A 19,520-nucleotide genomic window follows, 5' to 3' on the forward strand; every position below is an offset into this window, starting at 1 on the left:
ATCAGAACCGCAGCAAGCAAAGCCTGCGGCGATCCGAACTGCGGCGAGCAAAGCCCGCGGCAAGCAGAACCGCGGCAAGCCCGCAGCGATCAAACCCGCAGCAAGCAAAAGCCGCAGCGATCTGAACCGCAGTGTCAGTCCGAAGTGGACTTCACTCCGCCAGCATCCCCGTCGCCAGAACCAGCCGACTCGCCCCGTTCCATCGCGGAGTGCCGTTTGCTGTAGGAGAAGTAGATCACCATCCCGATCGCGAACCAGATCGCGAAGCGCAGCCAGGTTTCCGGCTTCAGGAACGTGATCAGCCAGACCGAGAAGATCACCCCGATGATCGGCACCACCGGCATGCCGGGCGTCTTGAACGTGCGCGGCAGGTCCGGGCGCTTGTAGCGCAGCACGATCACCGCGATGCAGACGACCACGAAGGCCAGCAGGATGCCGATGTTCGTCAGTTCCGCGGCTTCGCCGATCGGCAGCACGCCCGCGATCAACGCGGACGCGACGCCCAGGATCCACGTGATGCGCGACGGGACCTTGCGCACCGGATGGGTCTTCGAGAACCACTTCGGCAGCAGGCCGTCGCGGCTCATCGAGTAGCCCACCCGGGTCGCGCCCAGCAGGAAGGTGAACAGCACCGTCAGGATGCCGATGATCGCGCCGACCGCGATGATCGCGCCCAGCCAGCCGAGGCCGACCTTCGCGAACGCGCTCGAGAACGCGGCTTCCGGGTTGATGTCGGTGTACTTCACCATGCCGGTCAGGACCAGGCAGGCCAGCACGTACAGCACCATCGAGATCGCCAGCGAGTAGATGATCGCCTTCGGCATGTGCTTCTGCGAGTCCTGCGACTCCTCGGCCGCGGTCGACATCGCGTCGTAGCCGAAGACCGCGAAGAACACCGTTGCCGCGCCGGTGAAAGCGCCGCTGAGGCCGAACGGGAAGAAGTTGCTGTAGTTGCCGCTCTGGATGTGGAAGGCGCCGACCACGATCACCAGCAGCACCAGGCCGACCTTCAGGTACACCAGCAGCGTTTCGAAGCGCGCCGCGTTTTTCATGCCCTGGTTGAGAATGAAAGCGATCAGCAGGCAGAGCAGCACCGCGAACAGGTTGATCTTGTACGACCCTGGTTCGACGCCCGCCGGTTCCGTCCCTGGGGCGCCGGACATCCAGTGCGGCAGCGACACGTGCAGGAAACCCAGCAAATCGTTGAAGTAACCCGAAATCCCGATCGCCACCACGGACACGATCGCGGTGTACTCCAGCAGCAGGTCCCAGCCGATGAACCAGCCGACGATCTCGCCGAGCACCGCGTACCCGTAGGTATAAGCCGAGCCCGCGCGCGGGATGAGGCCGGCGAACTCGGCGTAGGAGAACGCCGCCGCGGCGCTCGCGATGCCCGCGATCAGGAACGAGATCAGCACGGCCGGGCCCGCGGTCTTGTTCGCGACCGCGCCGGCGAGCGAGAAGATGCCGGCGCCGATGATGCCGCCGACGCCGATCGCGGTCAGCTGCCGCAAGCCGAGCGTGCGCTGCAGGCCGCTTTCGCCGGCCTGCTCGATGGTTTCGATCGGCTTCCGCCGGAAGATCCCGGACCCGGAGCCCAGGTTAGGGCCGCGCGGAGCTGACATCGATGTCTCCTCAGACTGGTGGTTCGCAGGCCCCGGGTTCCGGGCCCTGGCAGGGCACCGTACCCGGCGGTGCCTCGCCTGTCACCGACTCCATAGTGTGACGATCTTGGCAGCCTGAGTCACCCGGTCGCGGAGTCGTCCTCGACGTCGTTGACCGTGGGCGCCGGGCGCGCGGCCGAGCGGACCGCGCCGGCGGAGAAGAAGGTGAGCAGTTCGGCGACCTCGGCCGGGTCGTCCAGCTGCGGGCAGTGGCCCCAGTCCTCGCGGACGACGAGCCTGCTGTGCGGCACCAGGGCGTGCAGCTTCCGCCCGGACGCGGCCGTCACCAGCTTGTCCTTGCCGCAGGCGACCGCGAGCAGCGGGATCTTGATCTGGTCGAGGCGGTAGGCGTCGGCCAGTTCCGCGACAAGCTGCCGGGCCTCTTCGAGCCGCGACGTGGTGGCCCGGTAGTCGGGAAAGAGGGTGGTGAACCGCCGGACCTGGCCCGCGTCGGCTTGCCGCGAGTCGGCGTAGAGGATCCGCGGCACGAGCTGTTCGGCGACCGCGCGGACCAGGAAACCCGGCACCGGCAACGGAAGCGAGGAGTACAGCCGCAGCGGCAGCGGGTTGCGCCCGACCGTGCGCACCAGCCACGAGTCGACGAAGCCGGGCGCGGCGATCGACACCACGCCCGCGGTCGGCAGCCGCTGGTTCTGCGCCGCGCGGAGGCTCATCGTGCCGCCGAGCGAGTTGCCCGCGAGCACCACCGGGCCGAGCACGGCCTGCTCGCGGACCACCGCGGCGGTGAAGGCGTCGAGCTGCGGCAGCATCGGACCGGGGCGCAGCGGCTGCGCGTCGCCGAAGCCGGGAAGGTCGACAGCGATCGCGGCGATGCCCGCGGCGGCTAGTTCTCCGAGTACTGGCCGCCACGTGTCGGCACTGTCGCAATATCCGTGGAGCAACACGAGGCGCGGCGCGCGGGGTTTCCCGTCGGCCTTGCGGCGCGTGCGCTTGGGTGCGGGCGCCTCGGCGACGGGCGGCCCGACCTCCAGCACGCGCGTGCGCATGCCGGCGAACCGCCGGAAGGATTCCCGGATCGGCTCCGGTTCGCTGGGGTGCCGGCCGCCCCGGCCGGCCGGGACTGGCCGCTGCGTCGCGGTCATGTTCTCCAGGTTAACCGCCCAAGGTCGAGTTCTGGTGGAACTTTGGGGGTCACTATCTGATTGCGAAGCTGGGGTGTTGACGATTTACCGGAGAACAGGTAAAAGCGCCGGCCTGGACTCACTGAACGTGAAAAGCCCAGGCCAGCGCGGTGCGACCAGTGTCAGCGAGTGAAAACGATCTTCCCCGCGGTCTCGCCGGCGGCCATCGCGGCGAATCCCGCGGGGGCCTCCGTAAGGGGGAGCTCCGTGCCGATCTGCGGCTTGATGCCCTTCAGATCGAGGTAGGCGAGCAGGTCGGCCAGCTCGTCGCGGGTGCCCATGGTCGAGCCGAGGACTCGCAGCTGCAGGAAGAAAACCCGCTGCAGGTCGGCCGACGGGTCGGGGCCGCTGGTCGAACCGGACACCACGACCACGCCGCCCGGCTTCAGCGACTTGAGCGTGTGCCCCCAGGTGGCCTTGCCGACGGTCTCGAACACCGCGTCGACCCGCTCGGGCAGCCGCGCGCCGGACTCGAACGTCTGGTGCGCGCCAACGCTCTCGGCCAGCGCGCGCTTCTCTTCGGTGCGCCCGGTGACCCAGACGCGGAACCCGGCCGCGCGGCCGAGCGCGATCAGCGCGGTCGACACCCCGCCGGACGCGCCCTGCACCAGCATCGTCTGGCCGGGCCGCAGCTCCGACTTCACGAACAGCATCCGGTACGCGGTGAGCCACGCGGTGCCCATCGTCGCGCCCTCGGCGAAGCTCAGTCCGGCCGGCTTCGGGACCGCGTTGCGCGCGGGGACTACGACCTGGTCGGCGAACGTGCCCTGGTGCTTCTCGGTGAGCAGAGTTCGCTTCGGGTCGAGCGTGTCGTCGCCCTGCCAGCCCGGCGCGTTGATCACCGAATGCAGCACGACCTCGGTGCCGTCGTCGAGCGTGCCCGCGCCGTCGCAGCCGAGGATCATCGGGAACTGGTCGGCCTTGATGCCGACGCCGCGCAACGTCCACAGGTCGTGCATGTTCAGGCTGGCGGCTTTGACGTGCACCCGGACCCAGCCTTCGGGCACTTCGGGTTCCGGCCGCTCGCCGACGACCAGCGAATCGAGCGGGGACTCGGCGTTGGGTTCCTGCGCGTATACGGCGAACATGGCAGCAACCTACCTCCCCTGCGCGACCCGCCGCAGTGGAGCGCGCGTAGGCTCACACTCGTGTTTGAGGGCCTGGCCAACTGGTGGGACGGGGTCGAGCTGTGGCTCGCCCAAGCCTGGTTCCCCGTGCAGTTCGTGCTGGTGATGGCGGTGCTCGTGCCGCTGTGCCTGCTCGCCGCGTGGGCCATCGACAAGCTGGTCGAGCGCTTCGGCCGCTGGTTCGGCACGGCCCGTGACGACGACGGTCCCGGCCGCTCCTAAGCTGGCACACCATGGTCAACCGTAGGCGGATCACCGCTGCGCTCGTCGGTCTCCTCGTGCTGGTGCTCGGCGGATGGCTCGTCAAGGAAACCGCCGGCTCCTCGGATTCGCCGGCGCCGTCGTCCTCGTCGAGCGCTCCCGCCGCCGCTTCCGGGAAGGTGCCGGGAGCGGACTCGAAGCTGCCGGTCAAACCGTTGTCCTCGCTGCCTTCGCAGGCGAAAGACACCTGGACACTGATCCAAAAGGGCGGGCCCTATCCGTATCCGCGCAATGACGACGTCGTCTTCCAGAACCGGGAGAAAAGGCTTCCCGCGGAGAAGAACGGCTATTACCACGAATACACCGTGAAAACGCCGGGGAGCCCGGACCGAGGGGCCCGCCGGTTGATCACAGGGGCGGGGAAAGAGTTGTATTACACAGGCGATCATTACGCGTCGTTCGTCGTTGTGGACCCCGCGCGGTGACCGGCGAGACGGCGCAGGCCGCGGCGGACGCGGCTTTCGCGCGCGGGGCTTATCCGCATCGGGTCGACGGGGCGCGGGCTCTGGACAAACTGTCGGCGTTGGACGCGATCGGCGAGGCGCTGTCTTTTCCGTCTTATTTCGGGCGGAATCTGGACGCGCTGTACGACATGCTCACGGATTTGTCGTGGCTGCCGACCGGCGAGCACGTGCTGATCTGGGCCGGGTCGGACGGACTGAAAGCCGCCGAGCCCAAGGCTTATCTGGCGGTGCGAAGCGTCTTGTCGGACGCGCAGCGGGCGATGGGCTCCGGTGACCGGCGGCTGACCTTGGTGCTGGTGGACGCTTGACGAGCCGTGAGGGGAACCCCGGGTTCCCCTCACGGACGGCGTCAGTCCTGCGGCACCCAGTTCGGCTTGCGCTTCTGGGCGAAAGCCTGGATCCCTTCCTGGCCTTCCGCGCTGGCGAAGAATCCCGCCGAGAGGGCGTTCATGTCCGCGAAGCCTTCGGCCGGAGTGGCCGGACGCGGGCGGGCCAGCAGTTCCTTGGTGGCGGCCAACGCTTTCGGGCCGCCAAGGGTCAGCGACTTGAGGTAGCCCTCGACGGTCTTGTCCAGGTCCTCGGCGGGGACGCAGGCGTTCAGCAGGCCGATCTCCACCGCGCGCTTCGCGTCGAAGACGTCGCCGGTCAGGAACAGTTCGTGCGCGGCACGGGCGTTCAGCCGGGGGAGGACCGTCAGGCTGATGACCGCCGGGATGACGCCGATGCGGACTTCCGAGAAGGCGAAGGTCGCTTCCGGGACCGCGACCGCGATGTCGCACGCGGCGACCATGCCGATGCCGCCCGCGCGAGCCGGGCCGGCCAGCCGGGCGACGACCGGCTTCGGGCTCGTCCACAGCTGGTCCAGGATCTGCGGGAACTCGTTCACGCCCTGGTCGGAGGAACCGGCGCCGCGGGCTTCCTTCAAGTCCATGCCGGCGCAGAAGACCGGGCCGGTGTGGGTCAGTTGCACCACGCGCACCGAGTCGTCCTCGCGGGCCTTGGTCAGCGACTCGCTCAGTTCCCGCCGCAGCTGCGCCGACAGCGCGTTGCGGTTGTGCGGGGAGTCCAGGGTGATCGTGGCGATGCCGGCCGCCACCTCGTAGTGCACCAGTTCGTCAGCCATGCCTGACACTTTCGCACACCGCCTGCCCGGGAGCGGGTGTGAAGTTCATGCACGAAAACCCGTGCACGAAAATTCGTGCACCGCTACCTTGGACGCATGGCAGAACCTCGCCCCGCCGATCTCAAGGCACTCAAAGCGCTCGCGAATCCGTTGCGGCAGCGGATTCTCGAGGCGCTCGCCGCCTCCGGACCGGCGACGTCGACCACGCTCGCCGAACGGCTGGGCGTGACCAGCGGCGGGACCAGTTACAACCTGCGGGTGCTGGCGGAGAACGGGTTCGTCGAGGAGCTTCCCGAACGCGCGCGCGGACGTGAACGCTGGTGGCGGGTGGCGGATTACGACCTGCGGCTGCCGCCCGCGGACGAACGCGACGACCCGGCCAAGGCGGCGATCGGCGAGCTGCACCGGCTGTGGCTCGCGGGCGACACCGAACTGTACGAACGGTTCGAGCGCGAGCGCCCGCGGCTCGGGGAATGGGCGGACGCGATTCCGTACTCGCGCGGCGCGATCACCGTGACGCTGGACGAGCTGGGGGACTTTTTCGAGGCGTATCTCGCCTTGCTGCGCCGGTATCAGCGGCCGGACTACGAGACGCCGGAGGGGGCGCGCCGGGTCGAGACGCGGATGCTCGCGTTCCCGGCGCCGGGCGGAGAGGGGGCCGTCCAGGACTGAACTGGAGGAGGCCCTGGGTGCCGAGCGGCAACTCGGCACCCAGGAATGAGGGAAAACGTCGCACGATCTCCCGAAGCAAGGAGAACACTTCATGCTGCCCTGGGGCAAATCGCGGCTCGCCGCCGCGATCCTCGCGCTGGGCTCGGTCCTTCCGACCGCCCAGCCGGCACAAGCACCACCGTCCGCCGACGTCAGCTTCACCGGCTCGGGCGGAATCACGTTGCACGGCACGGTATTCCGGCCGGACGGACCAGCGAAGTCCGCGATCGTCCTGCAAGGCGGGTCGGACTGGCGGACGCGGGACAACCTCCGGTTGCAGGCCGAGATGTTCACGCGGCTCGGCGTGACGACGCTCGTGTACGACCGGCGTACCAGCGGTTATTCCAAGACCCAGCGCGATTACGGCGTGCTGGCGGACGATCTGGTCTCGGCGGTGCACGCGTTGCGGTCGCAGTCGGGAGCCGCGGAGGTTGGCGTCTGGGGCGTCAGCGAGGGTGCGTGGGTCGTGCCCGTCGCGGCGACGCGGACCGCGGACATTTCGTATGTGATCACCGTCGGCGGATCCGGGTGGGGCGGAGCCAGGCAGACCTCGTGGTACTGGGGGAATGTCCTTCGCCACCAAGGGATTTCCGGTTCGCTGCTGACGACGTTGCCGGTGCAGGGAACGCGCTTCGCGGTCGGGGCGGGGCTGTTTCCCGAGGCGGATTACGACCCGGTCCCGGTGTTGCGGCGGCTGAAACAGCCGATCCTGGCGTTGTGGGGCGACCTCGACATCAACCACGTGCCGGTCGAGAGTTCCCGGATCTTCGCGGACGCGCTGGCCGGGCACCCGAACCACACGATTCGGTTTGTCGCTGGCGGCGGGCCGGATCTGTACGCGACCAGCGATGCCGGGTTCGACCGGCTGCCTCGGGTCGTGTCCGGTTACCCGGCGGTCGTCGGCCAATGGCTGGCGGATCGGCAGGGCGTGCACGTGGAGACCGCGGCGTTCACGCAGTGGCCGACCGAAGCGCTCCGGCCGCTTTCCTGGTGGGAATCTGTTTGGGCGCAAGGGATCGCGCTCGCCTTGCTGCTTGGCGGGTTCGCGGTCGGCGGCGTGGTCGCGCTGGTGCGTCGCCGGGGGACCAGGTCGTCGCGGTGGCTGGCCGGGTTGGGAACGGCGACTGTCGCCGGGTTCGTCGGAATGCTCGGCTGGGCGCAGATGTCCGGGATGAAGGATCTCGGACCGGTGTTCGTCGGACGGCCGTTGCCGTGGCTTGCGGTGCAAGCGCTGGCGGTCGCGACGGTGGTGGTGTTGGTGGTGACCGCAACCGGGCTGCTGCGGAAACCGGACCGGCGGCGCGGGACGATCGCGCCGCTCGTGGCCGGGTTGGTGTTCGTGCCGTGGGCGGTCTACTGGGGACTGCTGCTCCCGTGAACCGGGCGCGGCCACCCGGGCGCAGCGGGTGGCCGCGGTCCGGATCAGCCGATCGTCGTCGTGGTGAAAACCGGGCTCGGGTTCGGGAAGCACGCCGTCGGTGCGGTCACGTCGCCGATGATGCTGCTGGCCACGGCCTTGAAGGTCAGGCCGGGGTCGCTGTAGCTGGTGCCGGACAGTTTGGTTTCGATCGTGCCGGAGTCGCCTGCCTTGAGATGTGCGGTGATGGTCGGCAGTTCGAAGGTCGAACCGCCGGCGATCGGGCCGGGGAAGCTCAGGGTCGCGACGCCGTTGGCGACGCTGATCGTCGGCGGGGTGTCGCCGAGGCCGGAGCCGCCGGCGAGGTCGGCGCTGACGTAGGTCGAGTTCGCCGGGATCGGGAACTTCAGCGCGAAGGTGTTGATGTTCTTGACTTTGTTGCCGCCCACGTCGCTCGGGACGGTGTTGGGCGCGGGGTCGATGACGACGTCGAACGCGCCGCCGGGGGCGACCGTCGCGGGTGCGGTGACGTCGGCGTTCTGGGTCAGCGACACCTGCTGCGGGCCGACCACCGGTGCGTCGGCCTGGCAGTCGAAGTTGATCGCGGTCGCGGCGGACGCCGGGGCCGCGAGGGCGAGCGGAAGGGCGGCGACCGCCGTCAGCGCGGCCAGCCGGTAAAAGTGAGGTGCTTTCATCTGTGTGCTCCTACCTGCGGGTTTCACGGGGGAGAGAGAAAGCTGCGCAGCGATTAGAGAGTTACCGGCAAGTTAAGTAGCGCGTCAAGGATTGACCGTTCACGGGTGCGCACCGTGACGGAAAATGTGAATACTGCTCACCTTGTGGCGGTAGGAGTGGTCTGAAGCGGCCGTTCGGGCCTACCGACGGTGGTCCGACAGGGCGAGCCAGGCGAGTTCGACCCAGCGCTGCCGGGCGGGCTCCGGAACGTCGGCGCTGGGCGAGGTGGCCAGGAGCAGTCCGACGTCGTCGGCGGAGATTCCTGGCCGCAAGGCGTGGTCCCGGTGTGCGGCGACGATGAGGGATTCGATCGCCTTCGTGGCGTGCTCGCGCATCGTCTGGAGCGGCTCGGGCGAGAGGTTCGAGAGCGCGGCGCGGAGGAGGCGTGCTTCGCCGAGGTCGACGACGACTCGACGGATCAGATCGAGAAGTTCGTCGGCTGCGGTGGTCTGGCCGGCGGCGACGCGGGCCGCGGCGGTGTCGAGCACTTCGGCGATCGCGGTGCCGAGGCCCTCGGCGATCTCGCGCACGAGGTCCTGTTTGGTGGGGAAATGCCGGTAAAGGGTGCCGACGGCGACCCCGGCTTCGGCGGCGATCTCGTCCATTCCGGCCTCGGGGCCGCGGGCGATCAGCAGGGTTCGCGCGGACGTCAGGATCGCCGCCCGGTTTCGTGCCGCGTCTGCCCGCACTGCCGCTCCTTGCCACTCAAGGTGAACCGATGGTTCACTATACAACATGAACGAGTGGTTCAGGTTAAAGAAGGGCAGCGTCGCGGTGGTCACCGGCGCGAACACCGGGATCGGCTTCGAAACGGCTCGCGCGCTGGCTGAGCGCGGGGCTCGGGTCGTGCTTGCCTGCCGGGATCCGCGGAAGGCGCGCGACGCGGCGAGGAGGATCGGCCCGCAAGCGGAGGTCGTCCGGCTGGACTTGGCGTCCCTGGATTCGGTGCGGGAAGCGGCCGATGAGCTGCGCGCCCGGCGCGACCGGATCGATCTGCTGATAAACAACGCTGGGGTGACCAATGCGCCCGGCCGGACCGCGGACGGGTTCGAGATGCAGTTCGGGGTGAACCACCTCGGGCATTTCGCGTGGACGGCGTTGCTGATCGACCGGCTGCTGGACGTGCCGGGATCACGGGTCGTGACGGTCAGCAGCATCGCGCACCGGTTCGGCCGGATCGATCCCGGGGATCTGCGCGCGGCCAGCGGGTATCCGGCGTCGAAGCTGGCCAATCTGCTGTTCGCCTATGAACTCGCGAAACGCTTGCGCGGCACCGAAACCGCGTCTCTGGCGGCACATCCCGGAGGAGCGACCACGGAGATCTTCCGGCACTCGCCGTCAGCGTTCCGGATCGCGAACCTGGCGATCGCGCGGCTCTTCGGGCGGACGCCTGCGATGGGTGCGTTGCCGACGCTAAGGGCGGCGACCGATCCCGGCGCGAGCAACGGCGAGTACTACGGCCCCGGCGGGCTTTTCGAGATCCGCGGTTACCCCGAACTGGTCAAGTCCAGCGCGCGTTCGCACGACGACGACCTGCAAAAGCGATTGTGGGAGGCATCTTTGCGGGCGACCGGCGTCACCTGCCCGGTGTGACGGTCAGGCGGCGGTCCGCAGCAGTCCGGAGATCGCGGCGGCGTACCGTCCGATCACGACGTCCGCGACGCGCGGGTCGTCCGCGAGCGGTTCGGCGATGAACGCGCCTGGGTCGGCGTCGCGGGCCAGCAAGGCGATCCGGTCCGGCAGCAAACCGGGGGCCAGGAACCACGACGCCACCACGAGATGCCGCACGCCGCGATCGCGCAGGCGAGCGGCGGCGGCCGGGATGTCCGGCTGAGTGGCGCTGGCGAACGCCTCGCTCACCGGAAGCCCGAGCTGCTTTTCCCAGCGTGCGGCCACTCCGGCGACGACCGCGTTGGCCTCGGGATTGGACGAGCCGACCGCGCTCAGCAGCACTCCGGTTCCGCTGCGGAGGCGGGCTCCGGCGAGCCGGTCGAGGGCGACGGCTTCGAGCGCCGGGTCGGCGCCCAGCACGTCCGACACCCGGATCCGGAACCCGGGGCACTCCGCGGTCACCTCGTCGACCAGCGCGGGCAGGTCGACCCGGGCATGGAAAGCGCTGCCCAGCAACAACGGCACGACGACCGCGGAGCGGTGCCCGTCAAAATAAAGGCCGCGCAGCACGTCGGTAACCCGCGGCTCCGACAGGTCGAGGAACGATTCGTGCACGTCCAGCCCCGGCGCCTGCGCACGGACGACGTCGACCAGCGCCCGCACCGTCGCGGCGGAGCGGGGGTCACGACTGCCGTGCGCGACGGCGACCAGGGGAGGCGTCACGAGAACCGTTCTCCGACGAGTCCGGCGGCGAGCGTGTCGCCGTCCTTCGGGTCGATCACCAGGAACGCGCCGGTGCGCGGGCTCACGCCGTAGTCGTCCACCGGCAGCGGCTCGGCCAGCTGCAGGCTGACACTGCCGATGTCGTTGAGCTCCAAGCTTTCCGGAGAGTCCACACTGGACAGGGTCTGCTCGTCGAACCGGGCGTGCAACTCGGTGGTGAGTCCTTGCACGGTCCGCGTGCCGTGCTTGACCAGCACCCGCGCGCCGGTCTTGAGCGGCTTCGAGGACAGCCAGCACAGCGTGCCGGTGATCTCGTCAGTGACCTCCGGCGGCGCGTCGGCGGCCGCGATGAGGTCGCCGCGGCTGATGTCGATGTCGTCGGAGAGCAGCAGGGTCACCGAGGTGCCGGCGCCTGCTTCTTCCAACGGGCCGTCCGCGGTGTCGATCCGCTCGACTCGGCTGCGGATCCCTTGCGGCTGCACGACAATCTCGTCGCCAGGACGCACCGTGCCGGCGGCGATCTGACCGGCGTAGCCGCGGTAATCCGGGTACTCGGCGGTGCGGGGGCGGATCACGTACTGCACCGGGAAGCGCAGCGCGGAATCGTGCGGATCCGGTGCCACGGGCACGTTTTCGAGGTGCTCCAGCAGAGACGGGCCGTCGTACCACGGGGTTTTCTCGGACCGGGTCGCGACATTGTCGCCGACCAGCGCGGAAACCGGGATGGAGACGACGGACGCCGAGTCGTAGCCGAGGGATTCCGCGTGCGCGGTGAACTCCTTGGCGATGACGCCGAAGGTGTTCTCGTCGTAGTCGACGAGGTCGATCTTGTTCACCGCCAGCACCAGCTGCGGCACGCCGAGCAGCGCGAGCACGGCCGCGTGCCGCCGGGTCTGCTCGACCACGCCGTTGCGCGCGTCGACCAGCAGCACCGCGAGCTGCGCGGTGGACGCGCCGGTGACCGTGTTGCGGGTGTACTGCACGTGCCCCGGGGTGTCGGCGAGCACGAACGACCGCTTCGGCGTGGCGAAATACCGGTACGCGACGTCGATCGTGATGCCCTGTTCGCGCTCCGAGCGCAGGCCGTCGACGAGCAGCGAAAGGTCCGGAGTGGACAGTCCTTTGTCGACGGACGCGCGGGTGACCGCGTCGAGCTGGTCGGCGAGGACGGACTTGGTGTCGTACAGCAGCCGCCCGACCAGCGTGGACTTCCCGTCGTCCACGCTGCCCGCGGTGGCCAGCCTCAGCAGGCTCGACATCAGAAGTAGCCCTCCCGTTTGCGGTCTTCCATGGCCGCCTCGGACATCCGGTCGTCGGCGCGGGTGGCGCCGCGTTCGGTGAGCCGCGAAGCCTGGACCTCGGCGATCACTTCGTCCACAGTGGACGCCGTGGATTCGATCGCGCCGGTGCACGAACCGTCGCCGACGGTCCGGTAGCGCACGCTCAGCTCGCGCACGTCCTCGCCGGGACGCGGCCCGCCCCACGGGCCTTCGCTGAGCCACATGCCGTCGCGCTGGTAGACCGCGCGCTGGTGGGCGTAGTAAATCGAAGGCAGCTCGACCTTCTCGCGGGCGATGTAGTTCCACACGTCCGCTTCGGTCCAGTTGGACAGCGGGAACACGCGGACCTGCTCGCCCGGACGGTGCCGCCCGTTGTAGAGGTTCCACAGCTCCGGCCGCTGCCGGCGCGGCTCCCACTGGCCGAAAGCGTTGCGCAGGCTGAAGATCCGCTCCTTGGCGCGCGCCCGCTCCTCGTCGCGGCGGCCGCCGCCGAAGACCGCGTCGAACTTGTTCTCCGCGATCGTCTCCAGCAGCGGCGTGGTCTGCAGCGGGTTGCGCAGGCCGTCGGCGCGTTCCTCGAGCCGGCCGTCGTTGATCCAGTCCTGGACCTTCGCGACGACCAGCCGCAGCCCGTGCTTTTCGACGACGCGGTCGCGGAACTGCAGGACCTCGTCGAAGTTGTGCCCGGTGTCCACGTGCAGCAGCGGGAACGGCACCGGCGCGGGCCAGAAGGCCTTGATCGCCAGGTGCAGCATCAGCGTCGAGTCCTTGCCGCCGGAGAAGAGGATCACCGGCCGGTCGAACTCGCCCGCGACCTCGCGGAAAATGTGGATGGCCTCGGATTCGAGGGCGGCGAGATTGTCTACAGCCGCGTCCGCGGCTGGCTCCAAAGTCGTCATGCGTCCTTCCTCAGCCGTGCAATCCGCACTCGGTCTTGCTCTGCCCCGCCCACCGGCCGCTGCGCGGATCCTGCCCCGCCTCGACCTTCGCGGTGCAGGGCGCACAGCCGATCGACAGGTAGCCGATCGACACCAGCGGGTTCTCCAGAATCCCGTTCGAGTGCAGGTAGCCGTTGAACTCGTCGTCGGTCCACGCCGCGATCGGGTTGATCTTCACCAGGCCGTTGCGCTCGTCCCAGGTGACGATCGGCGTGTTCGCGCGGGTCGGCGCGTCCACCCGGCGCACGCCGGTGACCCACGCCGAGTACTTGCCGAGCGTCTGCCGCAGCGGCACGACCTTGCGCAGGAAGCAACATTGGCCGGGGTCGCGTTCGTGCAGCTTCGGCCCGTACTCCGCGTCCTGTTCGGCGACGCTCTGCTCGGCCTGCGCGTTGACGATCCGCACTTCCGGGTACACCGTCTGCACCGCGTCGCGCACCCCGAGGGTTTCGGCGAAGTGGTAGCCGGTCTCCAGGAACAGCACGTCCACCGCGGGCTTGACCTTCGTGGCGAGGTCGATCAGGACGGCGTCCTGCATGTTCGACGCCACGATGAAGTCGTCGCCGAAGGTCTCGGCCGTCCAGCGAAGCGCCTCCTCGGCGGTCGCCTCGGCCAGCTCCTTCTCGGCGCGTTCGGCCAGCGCCCGGTAGTCCGCCACCGCGGTCACTGCAGCACCCCTTCTTCAGCCCGCAACGCCCACTGCGGGAACCGTTCGCCCGGTTCGCGGCCCGCGACGTACGCGCGCACCACGCGTTCCACGTACTCGACCAGTTCGCCCGCGGTGACCTTGTGGCCGCGCAGCTTCCGGCCGAATCCGGCGTCGAGCCCGAGGCCGCCGCCGAGGTGCACCTGGAAGCCTTCGACCTGGTTGCCGTCGGCGTCGCTGACGATCTGGCCCTTGAGCCCGATGTCCGCGGTCTGCACGCGGGCGCAGGAGTTGGGGCAGCCGTTGAGGTGCACCGTCACCGGCGTTTCCAGCTGCGCGTTGATGTCGGCGAGCGACTTCTCCAGATCCGCCACCAGCTGCTGCGCGCGCACCTTCGTCTCGACGATCGCGAGCTTGCAGAACTCCAGCCCGGTGCACGCCATCACGCTGCGCCGCCACGGCGACGGCTTGGTCTGCAGGCCCAGTTCGGCCAGCTCCGTCTCCAGCGCGGGGACCTTGTCCTCGGGCACGTCCAGCACGATCAGCTTCTGGTGCGGGGTCAGCCGCACCCGCTGCGATCCGGCGCGCTCGGCCGCCTCGGCGACCGCGACCAGCGTGCTGCCCGACACCCGTCCGGCGATCGGCGCGGCCCCGACGTAGAACTTGCCGTCCTTCTGCTTGTGCACGCCGACGTGGTCGATCGGGGTCGCGGGGTTCTCCGGCGGCGGGCCGTCGATCAGCTTCCGCTTGAGATACTCGGTTTCGAGGACTTCCCGGAATTTTTCCGCGCCCCAGTCCTTGACCAGGAACTTCAGCCGGGCCTTCGAACGGAGCCGCCGGTAGCCGTAGTCGCGGAAGATGGAAACGACGCCTTCCCACACCTGCGGGACCTCGTCCAGCGGGATCCACGCGCCGAGCCGCTGCGCGAGCATCGGGTTCGTGGAGAGCCCGCCGCCGACCCACAGATCGAGGCCGGGGCCGTGCTCGGGGTGGTTCACGCCGACGAACGCGATGTCGTTGATCTCGTGCACGATGTCCGGCAGCCCGGAGATCGCGGTCTTGAACTTGCGCGGCAGGTTGGCGAACCGCGGGTCGCCGATGTAGCGCTCGAGGATCTCGTCGATCGCCGGAGTGGCGTCGAGGACCTCGTTCTCGGCGATGCCGGCGACCGGGGAGCCGAGCACGACCCGCGGGCAGTCGCCGCAGGCCTCGGTCGTGGTCAGGCCGACGTTCTCCAGCCGGGACCAGATCGAGGGCACGTCCTCGATCTCGATCCAGTGGTACTGGATGTTCTGCCGGTCGCTGATGTCGGCGGTGTCGCGCGCGTGCTCCCGCGAGATCTCGCCGACCACCCGCAGCTGCTCGGTGGTGAGCGCGCCGCCGTCGATGCGGACTCGCATCATGAAGTAGCGGTCGTCGAGCTCCTCGGGCTCCAGCAGCGCGGTGCGGCCGCCGTCGATGCCGGGCTTGCGCTGGGTGTAGAGGCCGAACCAGCGGAACCGGCCGCGAAGGTCTCCCGGGTCGATCGAGTCGAAACCCCGGTGCGCGTAGATGTTCTCGATCCGCGAGCGGACGTTGAGCGGGCTGTCGTCCTTCTTCGAGCGCTCGTTCGGGTTCAGCGGTTCCCGGTAGCCGAGCGCCCACTGGCCCTCGCCGCGCTTCTGGCGAGTCCGAGGCGTGCGGCCCTTCGCGGGCGTCTCACGCGGGGGTGCGGACATGGAGATCCTCCGGGCGGGGTTGTCGAGGCGGCTCCGCCGCGGCGTCGATGCGGGGCGGGCGGGCCGGTCGTCCAGGTGGTGGGCTGGGCGGGTGGTGCGCGGGAGTCAGCGAACAGGCCGGCAGAGCGCGCTCGCGACCCGGAGAAGGTCGACGTGGCGGCGCGCCACGAGAAGGACACCGGCAGGACTCACCAGCTCAGATTGCCACGCGGGCCGAACGTCGTCCAAGGGCGTCCGGATCGTGGGAGAAGGCTCACTGCGGGGGTGCGAAACGGCCGCCGATGTGCATCGGCCGGGCGATCTGCCAGGTCTTTCCCGGCTTTCGGACGCATCGTGGGACGGTTTCGGGCGCTTGTCAAACGGGTGCGCGCCGGGCGGCGCATCGTTCGGCGGCCGAACTTTCCGCCGGGTGGCGCAGGGGCGCGCGGGAGTCGGCGCGCGGCGGGGGAGAATGGACGTCGTGCCTGTTCCCGACACCCACCGTCCTCCCGCCGGACTGCCCGAGACCGCGCTCGCCGGTCTCGGCACCCGTCCGTTCGGCGTGTACGTCCACGTGCCGTTTTGCGCGACCCGCTGCGGTTACTGCGACTTCAACACCTACACCGCGGGCGAACTCGGCTCCGCCGCCTCGCCGCGGTCGTGGCTGGACGCGCTGCGCCGCGAGCTGGAGCTGGGCGCGGAGATCCTGGGCAACGCACCTCAGGCGGAGACGGTGTTCGTCGGCGGCGGAACGCCGTCCATGCTCGGCGCGGACGGGCTGGCCGAGGTGCTCGACGGCGTCCGGTCGGTGTTCGGGCTCGCGCCAGGTGCGGAGGTGACGACCGAATCGAACCCGGAGTCCACTTCGCCCGAGTTCTTCGCGGGCATCCGTGACGCGGGTTACACCCGGGTGTCGCTGGGCATGCAGTCCGCGGCCCGGCACGTGCTGAAGGTGCTCGACCGCGTGCACACGCCCGGCCGTCCGGTCGACGCCGCGCGCGAGGCCCGGGCCGCCGGGTTCGAGCACGTGAACCTCGACCTTATTTACGGCACGCCGGGGGAGCGGGTCGAAGACCTGCGCGCGTCGCTCGACGCTGTGCTCTCTGCGGGCGTTGACCACGTGTCCGCGTACGCGCTGATCGTGGAGGACGGCACCGCGCTGGCCCGCCGGGTGCGGCGCGGCGAACTGCCCGCGCCGGACGACGACACGCTGGCCAGCTACTACGAAATGATCGACTCCGTCCTCGCCGGTGCGGGGTTGACCTGGTACGAGGTGTCGAACTGGGCGACCGGCGAGGCCGCGCGCTGCCGCCACAACCTCGGCTACTGGCAGGGCGGCGACTGGTGGGGCGCCGGACCGGGCGCGCACAGCCACGTCGGCGGCGTGCGGTGGTGGAACGTCAAGCATCCGGCCAAGTACTCCAGCCTCCTCGCGGAGGGACAGAGCCCGGAGGCGGACCGCGAGGTGCTCACCGAGGAGGACCAGCACCTGGAGCGGATCATGCTGGAGCTCCGGATCTCCGACGGACTGGCGTTGTCGGCGCTCGACGAGTCCGGGATCAAGGAAGCGAGGGCGGCCGCCGCGGAGGGGCTGCTCGAAGTGTCCGATTTGGACAGTCGGGGCCGCGCGGTGCTGACCGACCGGGGCCGGTTGCTCGCGGATGCCGTGGTCCGGCGGCTGGCCGGCTGAATTTTCGCCCGCCGGGCATAAAACCTGTCGATCGTTTGTTGGGCTAAGCATACGAGCGAGGGAGACGCGTATGCCGCAGGCGGTCAGATACGGCGAACACGGCGGGATCGAAGTGCTGCAGCTGGCCGAAGTGCCTCGCCCGGCGCCGGAATCCGGGCAGGTGCTCGTGCAGGTCCGGGCCGCGGGCATCAATCCGGGGGAAACGAAGATCCGCGTCGGCGCGCTGGCGGAGCGCTGGCCGTCCACCTTCCCGTCCGGGCAGGGCAGCGACCTGGCCGGAGTAGTGGTCGAGCTGGGCGCGGACGTCGAGGAAATCCAGGTGGGGGACGAGGTCGTCGGCTTCGTGCACACCCGTTCCAGTCACGCTGAATACGTGCTGGTTCCGGCGGAGCACCTCGTGCCGAAGCCGAGCGGGCTGGCGTGGGAGGTCGCGGGCGGGTTGTTCGTGGCCGGAACGACCGCGTACGCCGCGGTTCGGGCGGTGTGCCCGCGCGAGGGCGAGACGATCGTCGTGTCCGGGGCTGCTGGCGGGGTCGGTTCGCTGGCTGTGCAGTTGGCGAAGCTCACTGGCGCGACCGTGATCGGCATTGCCAGCGAAGCGAACCACGAGTGGTTGCGCGAGCACGACATTGTCCCGATCGCGTACGGCGAAGGGCTCGAGGAGCGGCTCCGTGAGCTGACTGGCGACCAGGTGCACGCGTTCATCGACACTTACGGCGACGGTTATGTCGAACTCGCCTTGCGGCTCGGCGTCTACCCCGGCCGGATCGACACGGTGGTCGACTTCGACGCCGCCGAGAAGTACCGGGTGAAGACCGAGGGCAACATCGCCGGGGCGAGCGCCGAGGTCATGCGGGACCTCGTTGCCTTGGCGGACAAGGGATTGCTCGCCGTCGAGGTCGCCGCGACGTACCCGCTGGCCGAGGTCCAAGCCGCCTACCGCGAGCTGGAACAGGGCCACACGCGCGGCAAGATCGTGCTCACTTTCTGACCATCGCCGCCAGCCCGGCCACGAACGCCTCCAAGGCGAATTCGAGCCGGGCTTGGCTGGTGTCCGCGTTGAAGAATTCCCCGGCCTGCAACAGGTTCGGGAACGCGCTCGCGGGCAGCGACTGCATGTAGTCCGCCATCTGCCGCTCGCGTTCGCTCATTTTCTCCGGGTCGTAATCGCCGAACGTCCAGCCGCTGGCCTCGTAGGCGAAAGCCTTGGTGTACGTGCTCAACGCGTCGCTGGCGAACATCGCCTGCCGCAGATCCAGGCCGCCCGCGCGCAGCAGCTGAAGCATGACTTCGCCCTGCCGCAACGAATTCGGCGTCACCGGGATCGGTGTCTGCCACGCGACTTTCGCGATGCCCGGATACGCCACCATTGCCCGGATCTGGTGCCGCACTTGCTCTTTGACCTGTTCGGTCCATCGCCGCGGATCCGGCTCGGGGCACGGCACTTCGCTCAGCGCCGCGTCGAGCAGCAGTTCGTCTAGTTCCTCTTTGTTGGCCACGTACGCGTACAGCGACGCGGGCCCGGTCTCCAGCTGCTGCGCGACCCGCCGCATCGAGACGGCGTCAATGCCCTCGGCGGCGAGGATCTCGAGCGCGGTTTTCACGATCAGTTCCTGCGACAGCATTTGCTTCGCGGCGCGCCGGCGCGGGCTCGGCGTCCGGCGCCAGGGCGGGGGCGGTGCGGTCATCCCCGAAGCCTAGACGAACCCCGCGCTTGACGCGAACGGTGTTCGTGAGTACAACTTGTCTCGTACGCGAACGACGTTCGTTAAGGGGTAAAGACATGTCGCAGCACGAAGAAGTCCTCTGTGTCCTCACCCGGCTCGCCGACGCCTGGAACAGCGGAGACGCCACCGCCTACGGGAACCTGTTCACCGAAGACGCCGACTACGTGACGTTCTTCGGACTCCGGTCCGTCGGCCGCCAGGCGATCGTGGACTCGCATCGCGAGCTGTTCCAGGGAGTGCTCCAGGGCTCGAAGCTCACCGGCTTCGGCGAGCCGCGGGTGCGGTTCCTGCGGGACGACGTCGCGGTCGTCGTGACCGGCGGCGGCTCGTCGCTGACCGGGGGCGACGACCCGGCCGCCGAGGGGCGGGAGAGTTCGCTGACCTACGTGATGGTGCGGGGTGACGAAGGCTGGCAGATCACCGCTTTCCAGAACACGCGGGTCTCGAAGCCGTGGGAAGCATGAGAACGATCGGGGCGTCCCGCACGGACGACGGCGAGTACGTGAGGGGAACCCTGAGGAAATCAGATTCCCTCAGGGTGGCCCTCACGGCTGGCGGATCCCGGAGAACCTCGCGATCGGGCCGACGCTCGCGGAACTCGGGGACGGCGGTACTGGGCGGAAC

General features: G+C 69.3%; 22 protein-coding genes. 9 read left to right on the top strand and 13 right to left on the bottom strand.

Annotated elements, in window-relative coordinates; genetic code table 11:
* Window positions 1–134 precede the first annotated feature (134 nt).
* From AB5I40_RS41380 to AB5I40_RS41390, 3 genes are all read right to left on the bottom strand, one after another.
* Window positions 135–1,625: an amino acid permease gene (locus AB5I40_RS41380; RefSeq protein ID WP_370935644.1), complete on the bottom strand. Its 1,491-nt coding sequence runs from the start codon at window positions 1,623–1,625 to the stop codon at window positions 135–137.
* Window positions 1,626–1,744: 119 nt separating this feature from the next.
* Window positions 1,745–2,767 carry an alpha/beta fold hydrolase gene (locus tag AB5I40_RS41385; protein ID WP_370935645.1) on the bottom strand — a complete coding sequence of 341 codons (1,023 nt, stop codon included), beginning with the start codon at window positions 2,765–2,767 and terminating at the stop codon, window positions 1,745–1,747.
* Window positions 2,768–2,928: 161 nt separating this feature from the next.
* Window positions 2,929–3,894, bottom strand: a complete 966-nt coding sequence (locus tag AB5I40_RS41390; RefSeq protein WP_370935646.1) for a zinc-binding dehydrogenase — start codon at window positions 3,892–3,894, stop codon at window positions 2,929–2,931.
* Window positions 3,895–3,954: 60 nt separating this feature from the next.
* Here AB5I40_RS41390 and AB5I40_RS41395 point away from each other — a divergent pair, with 60 nt between their 5' ends.
* Genes AB5I40_RS41395 through AB5I40_RS41405 form a run of 3 tightly spaced genes read left to right on the top strand, consistent with a single transcriptional unit; the run spans window position 3,955 to window position 4,966 of the window.
* A complete protein-coding gene (locus tag AB5I40_RS41395; RefSeq protein ID WP_037813693.1) occupies window positions 3,955–4,155 on the top strand; it encodes a hypothetical protein in 201 nt (66 codons plus the stop codon).
* An 11-nt stretch (window positions 4,156–4,166) separates the two neighbouring features.
* The gene (locus AB5I40_RS41400; protein WP_370935647.1) at window positions 4,167–4,619 is read left to right on the top strand and encodes a ribonuclease domain-containing protein; all 453 of its coding nucleotides are present in this window, start codon (window positions 4,167–4,169) and stop codon (window positions 4,617–4,619) included.
* On the top strand, window positions 4,616–4,966 hold the full coding sequence (locus tag AB5I40_RS41405; RefSeq protein WP_370935648.1) for a barstar family protein: 351 nt from the start codon (window positions 4,616–4,618) through the stop codon (window positions 4,964–4,966). The genes AB5I40_RS41400 and AB5I40_RS41405 overlap by 4 nt, the downstream gene beginning before the upstream one ends.
* A 41-nt stretch (window positions 4,967–5,007) precedes the next feature.
* Here AB5I40_RS41405 and AB5I40_RS41410 read toward each other — a convergent pair whose 3' ends face one another.
* A complete protein-coding gene (locus tag AB5I40_RS41410) occupies window positions 5,008–5,781 on the bottom strand; it encodes an enoyl-CoA hydratase-related protein (RefSeq protein ID WP_370935649.1) in 774 nt (257 codons plus the stop codon).
* A 96-nt stretch (window positions 5,782–5,877) separates the two neighbouring features.
* On the opposite strand from AB5I40_RS41410, the gene AB5I40_RS41415 reads away from it, so the two are divergent.
* Both AB5I40_RS41415 and AB5I40_RS41420 read left to right on the top strand, forming a co-directional pair.
* A complete protein-coding gene (locus AB5I40_RS41415; RefSeq protein ID WP_370935650.1) occupies window positions 5,878–6,453 on the top strand; it encodes an ArsR/SmtB family transcription factor in 576 nt (191 codons plus the stop codon).
* A 91-nt stretch (window positions 6,454–6,544) separates the two neighbouring features.
* The gene (locus AB5I40_RS41420; protein WP_370935651.1) at window positions 6,545–7,870 is read left to right on the top strand and encodes an alpha/beta hydrolase family protein; all 1,326 of its coding nucleotides are present in this window, start codon (window positions 6,545–6,547) and stop codon (window positions 7,868–7,870) included.
* Window positions 7,871–7,914: 44 nt separating this feature from the next.
* On the opposite strand, the gene AB5I40_RS41425 is transcribed toward AB5I40_RS41420, so the two are convergent.
* Window positions 7,915–8,544, bottom strand: coding sequence for a cyclase (locus tag AB5I40_RS41425; protein ID WP_370935652.1), 630 nt, complete (start codon window positions 8,542–8,544; stop codon window positions 7,915–7,917).
* A 180-nt stretch (window positions 8,545–8,724) separates the two neighbouring features.
* Entirely contained in the window at window positions 8,725–9,273 is a 549-nt protein-coding gene (locus AB5I40_RS41430) for a helix-turn-helix domain-containing protein (protein ID WP_370935653.1), read from the bottom strand.
* Between the two features lie 46 nt (window positions 9,274–9,319).
* On the opposite strand from AB5I40_RS41430, the gene AB5I40_RS41435 reads away from it, so the two are divergent.
* Window positions 9,320–10,177 (top strand): oxidoreductase, encoded by an 858-nt coding sequence (locus tag AB5I40_RS41435; RefSeq protein ID WP_370935654.1) that lies wholly within the window; start codon window positions 9,320–9,322, stop codon window positions 10,175–10,177.
* 3 nt (window positions 10,178–10,180) lie between these two features.
* Here the strand turns inward: AB5I40_RS41435 and AB5I40_RS41440 are convergent, their stop codons facing one another.
* The 6 genes from AB5I40_RS41440 to AB5I40_RS41465 form a co-directional block, all read right to left on the bottom strand.
* Window positions 10,181–10,918 (bottom strand): sirohydrochlorin chelatase, encoded by a 738-nt coding sequence (locus AB5I40_RS41440; protein ID WP_370935655.1) that lies wholly within the window; start codon window positions 10,916–10,918, stop codon window positions 10,181–10,183.
* The gene (locus AB5I40_RS41445; RefSeq protein ID WP_370935656.1) at window positions 10,915–12,177 is read right to left on the bottom strand and encodes a sulfate adenylyltransferase subunit 1; all 1,263 of its coding nucleotides are present in this window, start codon (window positions 12,175–12,177) and stop codon (window positions 10,915–10,917) included. Before AB5I40_RS41445 ends, AB5I40_RS41440 begins: the two co-directional genes overlap by 4 nt.
* Window positions 12,177–13,097 carry a sulfate adenylyltransferase subunit CysD gene (gene cysD, locus AB5I40_RS41450; RefSeq protein ID WP_370935657.1) on the bottom strand — a complete coding sequence of 307 codons (921 nt, stop codon included), beginning with the start codon at window positions 13,095–13,097 and terminating at the stop codon, window positions 12,177–12,179. Before cysD ends, AB5I40_RS41445 begins: the two co-directional genes overlap by 1 nt.
* Before the next feature lie 10 nt (window positions 13,098–13,107).
* The gene (locus tag AB5I40_RS41455; protein WP_370935658.1) at window positions 13,108–13,803 is read right to left on the bottom strand and encodes a phosphoadenylyl-sulfate reductase; all 696 of its coding nucleotides are present in this window, start codon (window positions 13,801–13,803) and stop codon (window positions 13,108–13,110) included.
* Window positions 13,800–15,500 carry a nitrite/sulfite reductase gene (locus tag AB5I40_RS41460; protein ID WP_370935659.1) on the bottom strand — a complete coding sequence of 567 codons (1,701 nt, stop codon included), beginning with the start codon at window positions 15,498–15,500 and terminating at the stop codon, window positions 13,800–13,802. The genes AB5I40_RS41455 and AB5I40_RS41460 overlap by 4 nt, the downstream gene beginning before the upstream one ends.
* A gap of 105 nt (window positions 15,501–15,605) precedes the next feature.
* Window positions 15,606–16,028: a putative leader peptide gene (locus AB5I40_RS41465; RefSeq protein WP_370935660.1), complete on the bottom strand. Its 423-nt coding sequence runs from the start codon at window positions 16,026–16,028 to the stop codon at window positions 15,606–15,608.
* Here AB5I40_RS41465 and hemW point away from each other — a divergent pair.
* On the top strand, window positions 15,952–17,169 hold the full coding sequence (hemW, locus tag AB5I40_RS41470) for a radical SAM family heme chaperone HemW (protein WP_370935661.1): 1,218 nt from the start codon (window positions 15,952–15,954) through the stop codon (window positions 17,167–17,169). The genes AB5I40_RS41465 and hemW overlap by 77 nt on opposite strands.
* A 70-nt stretch (window positions 17,170–17,239) precedes the next feature.
* Window positions 17,240–18,160 (top strand): NADP-dependent oxidoreductase, encoded by a 921-nt coding sequence (locus AB5I40_RS41475; RefSeq protein ID WP_370935662.1) that lies wholly within the window; start codon window positions 17,240–17,242, stop codon window positions 18,158–18,160.
* On the opposite strand, the gene AB5I40_RS41480 is transcribed toward AB5I40_RS41475, so the two are convergent.
* Window positions 18,150–18,857 carry a TetR/AcrR family transcriptional regulator gene (locus tag AB5I40_RS41480; RefSeq protein WP_370935663.1) on the bottom strand — a complete coding sequence of 236 codons (708 nt, stop codon included), beginning with the start codon at window positions 18,855–18,857 and terminating at the stop codon, window positions 18,150–18,152. The genes AB5I40_RS41475 and AB5I40_RS41480 overlap by 11 nt on opposite strands.
* 95 nt (window positions 18,858–18,952) lie before the next feature.
* Here AB5I40_RS41480 and AB5I40_RS41485 point away from each other — a divergent pair, with 95 nt between their 5' ends.
* On the top strand, window positions 18,953–19,360 hold the full coding sequence (locus AB5I40_RS41485) for an SgcJ/EcaC family oxidoreductase (protein WP_370935664.1): 408 nt from the start codon (window positions 18,953–18,955) through the stop codon (window positions 19,358–19,360).
* The last annotated feature ends 160 nt before the right edge of the window (window positions 19,361–19,520 follow it).

Source organism: Amycolatopsis sp. cg13 (genome assembly GCF_041346965.1).
In the GTDB taxonomy this organism is placed as follows: domain Bacteria; phylum Actinomycetota; class Actinomycetes; order Mycobacteriales; family Pseudonocardiaceae; genus Amycolatopsis.

What these genes read in the sequence shown, in the direction of transcription:
- AB5I40_RS41415 (WP_370935650.1), top strand. Translation starts at nt 5,878, where the DNA reads ATGGCAGAACCTCGCCCCGCCGATCTCAAGGCACTCAAAGCGCTCGCG.
- AB5I40_RS41420 (WP_370935651.1), top strand. Translation starts at nt 6,545, where the DNA reads ATGCTGCCCTGGGGCAAATCGCGGCTCGCCGCCGCGATCCTCGCGCTG.
- AB5I40_RS41385 (WP_370935645.1), bottom strand. Translation starts at nt 2,767, where the DNA reads ATGACCGCGACGCAGCGGCCAGTCCCGGCCGGCCGGGGCGGCCGGCAC.
- AB5I40_RS41435 (WP_370935654.1), top strand. Translation starts at nt 9,320, where the DNA reads ATGAACGAGTGGTTCAGGTTAAAGAAGGGCAGCGTCGCGGTGGTCACC.
- AB5I40_RS41475 (WP_370935662.1), top strand. Translation starts at nt 17,240, where the DNA reads ATGCCGCAGGCGGTCAGATACGGCGAACACGGCGGGATCGAAGTGCTG.
- AB5I40_RS41390 (WP_370935646.1), bottom strand. Translation starts at nt 3,894, where the DNA reads ATGTTCGCCGTATACGCGCAGGAACCCAACGCCGAGTCCCCGCTCGAT.
- hemW (WP_370935661.1), top strand. Translation starts at nt 15,952, where the DNA reads ATGGACGTCGTGCCTGTTCCCGACACCCACCGTCCTCCCGCCGGACTG.
- AB5I40_RS41410 (WP_370935649.1), bottom strand. Translation starts at nt 5,781, where the DNA reads ATGGCTGACGAACTGGTGCACTACGAGGTGGCGGCCGGCATCGCCACG.
- AB5I40_RS41480 (WP_370935663.1), bottom strand. Translation starts at nt 18,857, where the DNA reads ATGACCGCACCGCCCCCGCCCTGGCGCCGGACGCCGAGCCCGCGCCGG.
- AB5I40_RS41425 (WP_370935652.1), bottom strand. Translation starts at nt 8,544, where the DNA reads ATGAAAGCACCTCACTTTTACCGGCTGGCCGCGCTGACGGCGGTCGCC.
- AB5I40_RS41380 (WP_370935644.1), bottom strand. Translation starts at nt 1,625, where the DNA reads ATGTCAGCTCCGCGCGGCCCTAACCTGGGCTCCGGGTCCGGGATCTTC.
- AB5I40_RS41445 (WP_370935656.1), bottom strand. Translation starts at nt 12,177, where the DNA reads ATGTCGAGCCTGCTGAGGCTGGCCACCGCGGGCAGCGTGGACGACGGG.
- cysD (WP_370935657.1), bottom strand. Translation starts at nt 13,097, where the DNA reads ATGACGACTTTGGAGCCAGCCGCGGACGCGGCTGTAGACAATCTCGCC.
- AB5I40_RS41485 (WP_370935664.1), top strand. Translation starts at nt 18,953, where the DNA reads ATGTCGCAGCACGAAGAAGTCCTCTGTGTCCTCACCCGGCTCGCCGAC.
- AB5I40_RS41460 (WP_370935659.1), bottom strand. Translation starts at nt 15,500, where the DNA reads ATGTCCGCACCCCCGCGTGAGACGCCCGCGAAGGGCCGCACGCCTCGG.
- AB5I40_RS41400 (WP_370935647.1), top strand. Translation starts at nt 4,167, where the DNA reads ATGGTCAACCGTAGGCGGATCACCGCTGCGCTCGTCGGTCTCCTCGTG.